1 protein-coding gene is annotated in these 10,751 nt (G+C 66.3%); it reads right to left on the reverse strand.

The features are described 5' to 3' along the window. Positions 1–26: 26 nt before the first annotated feature. Positions 27–10,736: a filamentous haemagglutinin family protein gene (locus tag C266_RS05925; RefSeq protein WP_036661649.1), complete on the reverse strand. Its 10,710-nt coding sequence runs from the start codon at positions 10,734–10,736 to the stop codon at positions 27–29. Positions 10,737–10,751: the final 15 nt, after the last annotated feature.

A 10,751-nucleotide genomic window follows, 5' to 3' on the forward strand; every position in this document is an offset into this window, starting at 1 on the left:
TCCCGGCGGCGCCGCCCCATGCCGGCTCAATGCGTGTTCAACGCGCGACGCTCCTCATCGGTAAGCCGCGCAAGCTGACGTGGATCGACGTGGTTGCCGCTGCCCACCAGTTGGAGAAGGCTCGATGGGTCATAGCCAAGCGTGCCTCGCACGCGAGATGCGGGTGGCGTGTCGCTGCCCCCTGTGCCGTCGTTAGCGCCGGCCCCCGTGCTCAACATCCGTACCGAGAAAATCGACGGCGTGTTCTGGCGTTGTGCGACACGCTCACGTGCCACCGCATCCTGCGCGGCCGAAGCCGCCTGCGCGGCCGTTGCACTTGCGTTGGTGAGCGCACCGACGTTGACTGCCGCAATCACCGGCAGGCCCGTCGACTTGCCCTGCACCTGCACGTTCGCGGCGTTCACGACGGCGAGCGCGGCAAAGTTGACGTTCCCCGACACCCGCACCCCCGCCTCGCCCGCATCGATCGTGCCCAGCGGCGCCACGAGGTCGACATCACCCGGCGGCACTTCCGGCAACGGCGCGAGCGTGGCAATGCCGGCGCCGCTCGACGGGACCGATGGCGACAACGTCACGTTCCCGCTGTCGTCGTACACGCGCTTGGGCGGCGTATAGAGTACGGTCGTCTTTGCGCCACGGCCGGCGTTGATATCGCCCTGCGCCGACCACGCCTGAATGCTGCCACCGAAGGTCGTCATCACGCGCGACAGGCCCAGCAAAATGCTGTCCCGGCTATAGAGTTGAATGTCGCCTTCGCCCTGCGTGACGACGCCCGCGTTCGCCCCCGGCGTCACCCCTTCCACGCCGACAAGCGTGCGTCCGCCCGGGTTCAGCATTTGGATGGCGCCGCCGAAGTTGGTGCTCACCGTGGCGTCGGTCGTCACGGGAACCGGCTTGCCGTTGACGGTGGTCGATCCGGTCACGCTGCTGAACAGCGTGATCGCGCCGTCGTACGTGATCGGCTTGCCCTGCGCGTCGCTCGTCGGGAACAACGTCGCGATGGCTTCGCGGCCGCGCAGATAGCTGCCATAACGCGGACTGGTGGCGTCGTTGTACTCGCGCCCGCCCAGCAGCAACTCCTTGAAGTAGACGTCACGCACGAACACCCCTTGCTGTTTCTGCGGCAATGCGAGGAAGTACGCGAGTGCGTCCGACGGCGCGCCCTGGTAACCGAAGCGGCTCTGGAGCCACGTGACGAGTTCGTTGCCGTAGGCATGCACGACCTTGCCGCTGTCGGCCAGCGGTGCACCGCTCGCCAGTTGGTTCGCCGGATCGAAGTACAGGCGTGCGAATCGCGTGTAGTCCGGGCCATTGGCCCCCACGCCCGCAAGCACCGAAACCCCCGCCCCGCCGTTGGCGTTGGCCGGATGCGTCACGTCGCCAATGCTCTGCAACTGGCCGTAGTAGCCCTGATAGACGTTGCGGCCCGCCTGCACCTGAAGCAATCCGGGGCCGACGATGCTCGCCGACTGATAGATGATGTCGCGCCCGGCCTGCATCAGCGAGACGTCGCTGGCAGATTGATTGAGGAACGTACTCGGCACAGTGCCCGTGCCCACAATGTCGCGGCCCGCGATGACCTCGAACGGCTTGGCGGCAACGTACCAGATGCCGTGATCCGGGATGAATCCGCTTGATGCCGTCCGGTTGCGGATGACCGACATTCCGATCTGCAAATCGTCGATGTCGATGCCCGCATAGATCTGGGCGGGCGTCGCATCCTGCGCGTGCAGATTGCCCGACGGATAGTCCTCGCCAAACGCGAGGGGACTGGCCGAATTGATGCGTGTTCCGGCGTTGATGGAGGCGTTCGTCAGTGTCGTAAGGCTGAAGCCGTCCAACGAAGCGAAGAACGGATGGCCCGGCGTCGCGACGCTCGCGTAGTCGGCGCCCGACATCGCAATCGACAGGCCGCCGCCATAGATCGACCCGGCCGAGAGCACCCGAAGTTGCCCGACCGGCGACGGCATCAGCTCGATCGAACCGTCGCCGAACCGGATATCGCCGTTGAGCGACGCAACGCTCAGGCTGCCCGGATAGAAGCCCAGCGCGTTCTGCTTGTCGCTGCCGCTGGCCCCCGACAAGGGCGCAACGTCACCACCGGCCGAGAGGAGGTTGAGCGCCGTGGACGGCGTCCACAGACTGAACTTCGTGAAGCCGCTCTTCGTCACGGCGCCCGATGCATTCGTGTAATACCCCCCTGCGATATCGGTGAGAATCGACATGCCCGCGTCGCCCGCCCCGCCGAGTACCAGATCCCCTCGCGCGGTAACGTTCGCGATGCCGTCGCCGGTCAGCATGGTCGGCCCCTTGGTTCGCGACGTCAGCTTGATCGCGTTGGGATCGGAAGCGCGCGGATCGTACGTGGTCCAGTTGACGCCGCGCGTCTCCACGGCGATGCTGCCGACCGAACCGGCATTCACCGACGTATTGCCGCGCAATGCGCTCAGCGAACCGTAGTAGTCTCGGAGGAAGCCGGCGGCGGCTATCGGGGGCGCCCCGTTGAGCATGCCGCCGACCTTGAGCGTGAGATCACCGCCGCCGGTCTGCACGAGTGAGCCGTCGGCGAGCACCCGGCCTGTCGATGCCACGGCAAGATCAAGGCCCGTTGAGACGAGCCCCCCCGCCGTTGCCGAGGTGACGCCCGCGTCGCGGCCGGCAGTCACCGTCAGGTTGCCGCCGCCCAGCGTGCCGATGCCCTGGAAGCCAATGAGTTGCAGGCCGGTCGTGTAGGCGTCCGTCTTCGCGAGCGAGCCGAAGTTGATCGACCACGCGGTCGGATCCGTTGTTGCGCCGCCACCGCCCTGCCGGTTCAGCCAGTTCCCCACCAGATTACTGTTCACGTAGCGCAGCGGGTTGTTCGTCATCTGGATGTTGCCGGTCACGTCCTGCTGCGCCTGAAGCAACAGATCGCCGCCGTGCTCCGTGTACCAGGCCTGAAGCAGGTTGCCGGTCGCAATGCCGGGCAGGTTGTACGGATTGTGGCCGTCAGCAGCCAGAATCGGCGCCGCCTGCGTGCCTGCCGTATAGACGCCATACGGCGTCGCTTCGCTGAAGCTGCCCCCGGCGAGCAGGTCGAGGCCGCCCGTGCCGGTACGCAGCACACTGAAGAACGTGCCGGTCTGCGACGGGTCGTAGACGCTATCGCTCAGCGTGAGATTGCCGCTGCCGCCCAGCGCCGCCACCGGCAGCAACGCGCGTTGGTCGGCGCCCGTCAGATCGGCACCGGCCACCAGGCGCAGCGACGCCGAGCGCATGCCGGGCGCGAGCATGGTGGCGCGTGCAGATGTGGCCGAGGCGGCGGGCGAACCGGGGTCCGTCTGAAGCTTCAGACTGTTCGCCGCCGACGTTTCGGCCCCCACGGGTACGTACAACTTGGTCAATTTCGTGCCGTAAGGAATCACCGTTCCGGTGGCATAAGTCGTACCGTCGGCCGACATCGGCCGGAACGGTGCCGGCAGGGCACCTCCCGTATTCAGCGTAGGCACAACCCAACCGGCGGAGTCGCTCACTTCCATCACGTTACTCGGGAGCAACCTCCAAAGTAACGAGCCCTGCTTTGCGAAGTGCGCCGTATCCGTCGAGAACGTCGTGGGCGTCACCGCCGAGAAGACCGGCGCTCCCGCCGCCGTGCCCATAAAGCCATCTGAAATGCTGCCGTCGACCCTCAGATTGCCGCCGGCACGCAACACGAGCGCCATCGGCTCGCCTGCGCCGTACGTTGCCGACGACGGATTGCGGTCAGCCCCCGAGCCGTAGCGGTATTTCGCGAGATCGATGTCGCCCGAGGTTGCGAGGTCGCCCAGCGAAGCGATCTGCACGCCGGGGCGCAGGTGATACACGTTGCCGTAGGCTGCAAGACCCGCCGTGCGCGCCGTCAGCGCGCCGTTGCCCGTCGCAGTGTCGATGAATGCGGTGCTCGCGGCGTCGTAGCCGTCCATCGTGCTCTGCGTGATGACACTGCCCGACGGCAGTGTGTACGTCCACACACCGTTCAGCGCCACGCTGTCGGCACCGCGAATCGTCAGCGGACCTGCGGCGTCGATCGCGATATCGCCCGACGTCTCCGCCGTGCGCATGGCATTCAGAATGATGTCGCCGTAGTGCTTCGCCCCCGGCGTGCTCACGTCGATGGCGGCCCCCGGCGCGAGTGTGAGCGTGCCACCGGCAGCCGTGAGTTCAACATGCCCGCGATTCTTCGCTTCGATGGGCGCTCCGTAGCTGTCGACCTGCAAGATCGTGCCGTGTGCGTCGAGCACGGCGCTGCTGCCGAGCGTCAGTCCGTTGCCGCCCGACAGACGAATGGTGCCCGGTGCGGCGCCCGACGCGTCGACGCTGCCGTTCACCGTCAGCGTGCCGCCGTCGGCCGAGATGCCGATGCTGTGCGCCTTCACGCCATTGCCGACCACCAGATCGCCAAGCTTCTGATCGAAACTGCGCGACGCGAAGAAGCCCCCCTGTGTGAGCAACGCGTTCAGTCCGCCGAAGTCCGCGAAGGTGCCGGCCGTGGCGCCGAACGCCCCGCTGGTGAAGCCGTCGTCGGCCTTGCCCAGCAGGCTGCCGCCCAACGACAGCGTCCCCTTGGCCGCGTCGAGCGACACGGTGCCCGCATCGGCCTGCTTCGCCGACACGTCGACGACCGATCCCGCCAATTGACGGAGGTTGCCTTGCGCGCTCCTGAAGCTTGCGGTGCCGCCGAAGCCATACGCCGTCGCCGTCTGGATCACCGTCGGCTGGCCGCTCAGGTCGATGCGGCTGGTGCCGTCGAGCACGATGTCGTTCGCCGCGTCGACCGCCAGCTTGCCGCTCGGCAGGAGCACCGTGCTGCCGAGATTCACGTTGTTGCCGGACAGATCGATCTCGGCGCCAGCGACGGTCGTCGTTGCCGTAGCCGGTGCCGCGCCCGCCGGCGCGACAACGCTCAGCGTGCCGCCCGCCGTGTAGTTCATGATCGACTTCGCCGCACCGGTGAGCAGCGGCGTGGTGAGCGTGAGATTGCCGCCCGTGCCGCTCTGACCGAAGACGTCGCCCGCTTGCGTGCCGGGTGCCTGATAGACGTACAGCGCACCGCGTCCGGCCGAGACGATCCTGTCGCTCGCAGCGAAGTTGATGTCGTTGAAACCGTAGATCGTGCGCGTGACGTTGGATGTGTCGAGCGTCTCGACATGACCGAGATCGATCTCCTTCGCGATGAATTGCAGTGCCCCATTCCCGGTGCCCGGGCCACCGGCGGCAATCGCCGGTGCACCGACACCTTGCACACCGTTCCACGTGATGCGATCGGCCGCCACGACCGCCTGATCGCCCACGGCACCGACGCCGTAGATGGCCGAGGCATTGAGCACCAGATTGACGCCCGTCCCGCGCGTATCGAGACCGTTGCTGCCGAACAGGTTGATCGAGTTCGCGGTGCTCAGCGTGAGCCGTTGCAACGCGGGCGCACCGTGCGTCGGGTCGCCTTGCAGCAGCGTGTTGAGTACCGATTGGTTGAACACCACGCCCGCCGGATTGCCTGCGGCCGCGACTTGCGCGGCGTCACCCACGTTCAAAGTGCCCACTGCCAGCGCAATATTGCGTGCGCCGAAGCGCGCGCTGTCGTCGATGTTCGACGCGCCGTTGGTGGCGAATGCCAGCGTTCCCTCGGCATACAGGCCCGAGCCTGCACCGATGTTGATCGATCCGGCGCTCTGCGACGATCCGAGGAACTGGATGTCACCGTTGGACAACCCCAACACGGTCGCAGTCCCCGGGGAAAACAGCATGCCGGTCGAGGCGGTATCGAAGGTCGCCGGACCGCGCCCGATCGTCGTCAGCGTCACGCCGTTGCCAATGTTCAGGTTGTTGCCGACGAGGTAGATTTCCCCCGCGCTCAGCGTCACACCGTCACGCACGTAGAGATCGTTCGCCTGAGGGCTCGTTTGAAACACGAAGACGCCATCGATCGGGCTAACCGTGCCGTTGATACTCAGTCGCGGCGCACCAATGGCGTTCAGGGACGCGGCATTGACCGACAGCCCATTGAAGCCCGGCGTCACATCGCCCGTCGTAATCTCGCCGATGTTGAGCACGGCCACCTGCCCCGCGACGCCACCGGCCGCAGGCTGGAACAGTGCCTTGCCGTTGAATGACAGCACACTCGTCGACGGCATCGGGTCCGGCGCATACGGCACGTCGAAGGTGAACCCGAGCCCCTTGCCGTCGCGGGGCAACATGGGCGCCAGGCCGCCGAACTGCCGGATCTGCGCGGTCATGAAGTCGGCGTAGCTCTGCTCGTTGTACTGCGAGTACTTGCGCACCGCCGTGCCGGGCGTGACGAGCACGGTCGAGGGCAACTGGCTGCGTGCCGACGTGTTGGCGATGCTCGTGTAACCGGACACCAGATACGTGCCATTACCGGCAGCCGTCGCGAGCGCAGGCAGGTGCTGTCCGGTGCCGCCGATTTCGACGCGGTACGCACCCGGCAACAACGCGTAGTTCGACGGCAGCAGCGTGTACGTCCCCGCAGGCAGACCGGGCACGCCGTCACCGATCGTGACGCGTTGCCCCACCGCAGGATCGCCCGCGCCGTTCTCTGCGGCGATGGGGGCGTAGGCCGACGTGTAGCCCGGCACGATGGCATACACCTTGTCGCTCGCTTTACTGAGCTTCATCGTCGGGTTAGCGTTCACCAGCGGCGTGTTGAGCACGTTGACAGAGCCGCCGCGCCCCGAGACGAAGCCTGCCCCCGCAATCGTGCCGCCGCCCGACAGGTCGAGCACCGCTCCGCTGTCGACGCGCATCGTCAGCCCTTCGAGCGAAATGCCCGAGCCGCCTGCGGTATAGGTGAGCCCGATGCCGTTGCCGATGAGCGGGGCAAGCGCCGTACCGTTGTACGTGTAGGTCACACCGTCGACGGTTCCGCCATAGGGCACGGTCATGCCGTCCATTGCCACGGACGTCAGACTGCCGGGCAGGAACTCGATGTCCTTGGTGTAGACACTCGCGCCTTGCAGCGCGGCCGTCGTCGGGCCGATCAGCAGCTTGCCGAACGGCGCACGCAATACGCCCCCCTGACGCACGTTCGGGGCCGACAGGAACAGCATGCCGAAGACGGACAGCGGTGCGTCGGGTGTGACAGCCGTGGTGCGCCCGAGGGTCAGCGTGCCCGCGAAGTCGCTGTTGCGCTGCTGCCCCGCGACGATGTTCGCCACCGCACCGGTGGTCGGATACACCTGTGCGGCGTCAAGGTCCATATCCCACGAGGTGATCAACGTGGTGCCCTGCTGCATCGAGGGCGTCGGCAGGAAGCGAATGTCGCCCTGGCTGACGAGGCGCGTGTTACGGAAGCCTGGCGACGACGTATCAACGTTGACGTAGTTCACCGAGTCGTAATAGCTGCTGTACGACGAGAAGACCACCGGCCCTTGCACGTCGATGAGGTTGGCATCGATCTCGAACGTCGCCGTCGTCGGACGCCCCGAGGCGCCGGGATTCGCGATCGAACCGCTGCGTACCCCGTCCGGCGGCGCAACGCGCGTGCCGCTCAGCAGGACATACGGGGCCGCCAGACGCACCGTATTGCCGGTAGCCTTCGCGGCCGGATCGTCACCCGCCACCAACTGCTCGCCGGAGGTATAGGCGTTGGCGTTGAGCTTGAGGCTCTTGTCGAGGGCGAGCGATACGTCGCCCTTGAACATCATGTAATCGCCTGACGTTAGCGAGAGCGAGCTGAAGCCGCCGCCCTTGACCATGTCGGCGCTCACGCTCGTGCGGCCCAGGGGCAACGCCGCGACCGGTGCACCCGGGCCACTCAGGTCGGGGGCCTCCGGGCGCGACTGCGTCACCGTGAGTGTGCTCGGCACAAGCACGCTGCTTGGTATCAGACCCGCCTGGTCCGGGTAGAACGGCGTAAGCATCGACACGGACAGGTCGCCGCCAGAGGCACCTGCGCCGCCGGAGAACGCGTGCAGATTGCCGTCGAGATAGCTGCCTGCGAAGGAACTCACGGCAATCGCGCCGCCGTTGGACACGCGCGACATACGGCCGCTGGCGTTGGCTGGTTGGCCCGCCACCGTCGCGGTGTCGACCGTTACGCTGGCGCCATCGGCATTGAGCTCCGCCCCCGGACGAATCACGACGAACGACGTACCGCCACTCAGGTTGATCGTGCCGCCGTCGAACACGGTGCCGTAGGTGCGTCCATTGGTGTCAAGTGCGGTATAGCCGAGTCCCGAGACATCGAGCTTCGCGTTCGGGCCAAGCCAGAGCGAGGTGCCGCGAACGACGCCGTTCTCGTCGAAGTTGCGCGACGTGGGGAACGCGCCATCGGCGTCGCCGATGAGATTGATCTTGCCCGCACGTGCGTTCAATGCGCCGTCGACCGTGATCTGACCGAAGCCGTCGAGCGTGATGCTCTGTCCCGGATCGACCGTGATCGACGCCCCCGGTGCGATGGCGACGGTGCCCCCCCACGGATTGCCTTGTTCGTCCTTGGTCAGCGAGCGCAGCGCGATGCTCGCGCCCGCGCGTTGCGAGATCGTATCGGTCTGCGGGTTTTCCGCGAACAGCGGCGGCGTCCACAGAGCCATCGCTTTCGACGGATCGCTGCCGGTCACGGCCTTCATACTGTCGGCCGTGAAGCGGTAGACGGGCATGACCGGCGCGAGGGCCACGCCGTTGTCGACGCGCACGCCGTGTCCGCCATTGATGTCGTAGTTGGCGAAGCCCGCGTTGAACAGCGAACTCCCGCTGCCCGATGTGCCCGTGTTGAAGGTCGGCACTGGCGTGACGGCGATCGTCTGCGCGAGCGACGTGCCTGCAGGCAGGATGGCCCCCACGTCGTAGGTCTTCGGCACCGACACCACCGAGCCTGCGGCAAAGACGAACTGATAGGGATTGACCGGTACGCCGTTCGGGAAGACGTTCGACGGCACGACCGTACCCTTCAGGAACACTCCGTTGCCGCCCCAACCGGAGAGAACCGTCCCTGCCGGAAGCGTATCTCCGGCGAAGTAGTAGACGTCCTGGTTGTTGAAGTCCTTCGACTTGAGAATGAGCCCCGTCGGCACGATCCAATCCATCAGCGTCGCGCCGACCGGCACCGCAGACATCGTGACGTCGACCTGTAACGGCGTGTCGTAGACCATCGTCGTGTGCTTTTCAACGAGATCCATCGGTAACGGCGTCCCTGCGGGGATGGTCAGCGTCTGGGCGAGCTTCACCGACACCGGGGCTGGCGTGCCTGCCGCAAGCGTACCGCCCGCTACACCGGCGCTATTGCCGATCAGGATGCTGTCGGGGGTGGACAGCGTCAACGTGCCGCCGCCGTTCACGCCGTAGGCCGCCACGGTGCCGTCGAAGGTCAGCGTGCCGACGCTCTTGCCGACGATACCGTCGCCCGCGATCAGGGTCACGTTACCGCCCGTGCCGCCCTTCGTCTTGCCGCCCGCAAGCATTGCGCCGCCCGAGGACACATCAATCACGCTGCCGCTGCCGATGGTCAGGTCGCCAGTCGAATCGAAGGTGACGCTGCCGCCGTTGAGATAGGCGACCTGCGACGTGGTATCCGGGTCGAGCGCGGCGTTCACCCAGACGCCGCGTGTGCTGATGCGGTAGCCGGGCGCCAGCGTCAGGTGCACGGCACCGTCGGCCGGGATCAGTACGGTCGCATACTGATCGCCGGCCTTGAGGAACTGGTTGGCAATCGCGACCGTGCCGCTTGGCGCGAAGAGGTTGGCCATCACGTCGACGGAAGGCGCCGACAGCGCCAGACGTCCACCGTTGTCGAGCTGAAGATCGGAGCGCACGCCGATGGTACCGGCCGTCACCAGATCGATCTCGCCGAAGCGTGTCTGATTCAATCGTGAGGCATCGAGCCACACCGTGTTCTTGCGGGTATCCGTGAGCGTGTCGCCCACACTCATCCCGTTGGTGATGTCGTTGATGTCGCCGATCACGACATCCGTCGCAAAGGCCCCTGTGCGGCCCACGCCCGTGTACTGGCCGAGTGTCAGCGAACCGGCACGCGGTACGGCGAACTGGCTGAGGGTGTAGCCGTCGGTGAGCCCGGACGGACGTGCCTGCGTCTGCACCGGGCCGGTGTAGACGTTGGCGACCACGTCGCCCTCGAGCACGGCCGTCGGTGCCGAGATCGACAGCCGGCCCGCGTCGCGCCCGACCGTGTAGCCGTTTTGCAGCACGCGCGTGGGCGCGATGAGCGGGCTGGCGTACGACTCGGTCAGGTTATTGCCCCAACGCCGGTGCTCCACCTCGAAGCCGTTATAGACACCCGTGTAGAGCACGTTCGATGGCGCGGTGTTGACGTTGTAGAGCTGACCGTCCACGCCCTTGAGCCACGTCTGATTCAGATAGCCCGTCTGCACATTGAGCGAGCCGCCCGACAGGTTGATGAGCGCCCCCTTCTGCGTCACCACCTCGTTGCCGCCAATGGTCACGGTGCCGCCCTGCGCGGCCCACTCGCCAATGCCGTGCGTCTGATTGGCCAGATAGCCACCAACTTCCAGCAAACCTCCGGCGGTGTACCAACGCTCGTTCGCGTAGCCCCCCACGGACGCCGGAACGTAGATCAGACGCCGGCGGTCGATGTAGACGTTCGCATTGTTCAGTGCCGTGTTGTCGCGGTTGCCCGGTGCGTCGCGCTGCTCGTTGCCTTGCACGTTGATCTTGACGTTGTTGCTGTCCATCGACAGCGACACGCCGACCGCGCCTGAAACATCCAGTTGTGCCCCGTTTGCCACGAAACTGCGACCCGT

The sequence above is a fragment of the Pandoraea sp. SD6-2 genome (assembly GCF_000389825.1).
GTDB lineage: Bacteria > Pseudomonadota > Gammaproteobacteria > Burkholderiales > Burkholderiaceae > Pandoraea > Pandoraea communis.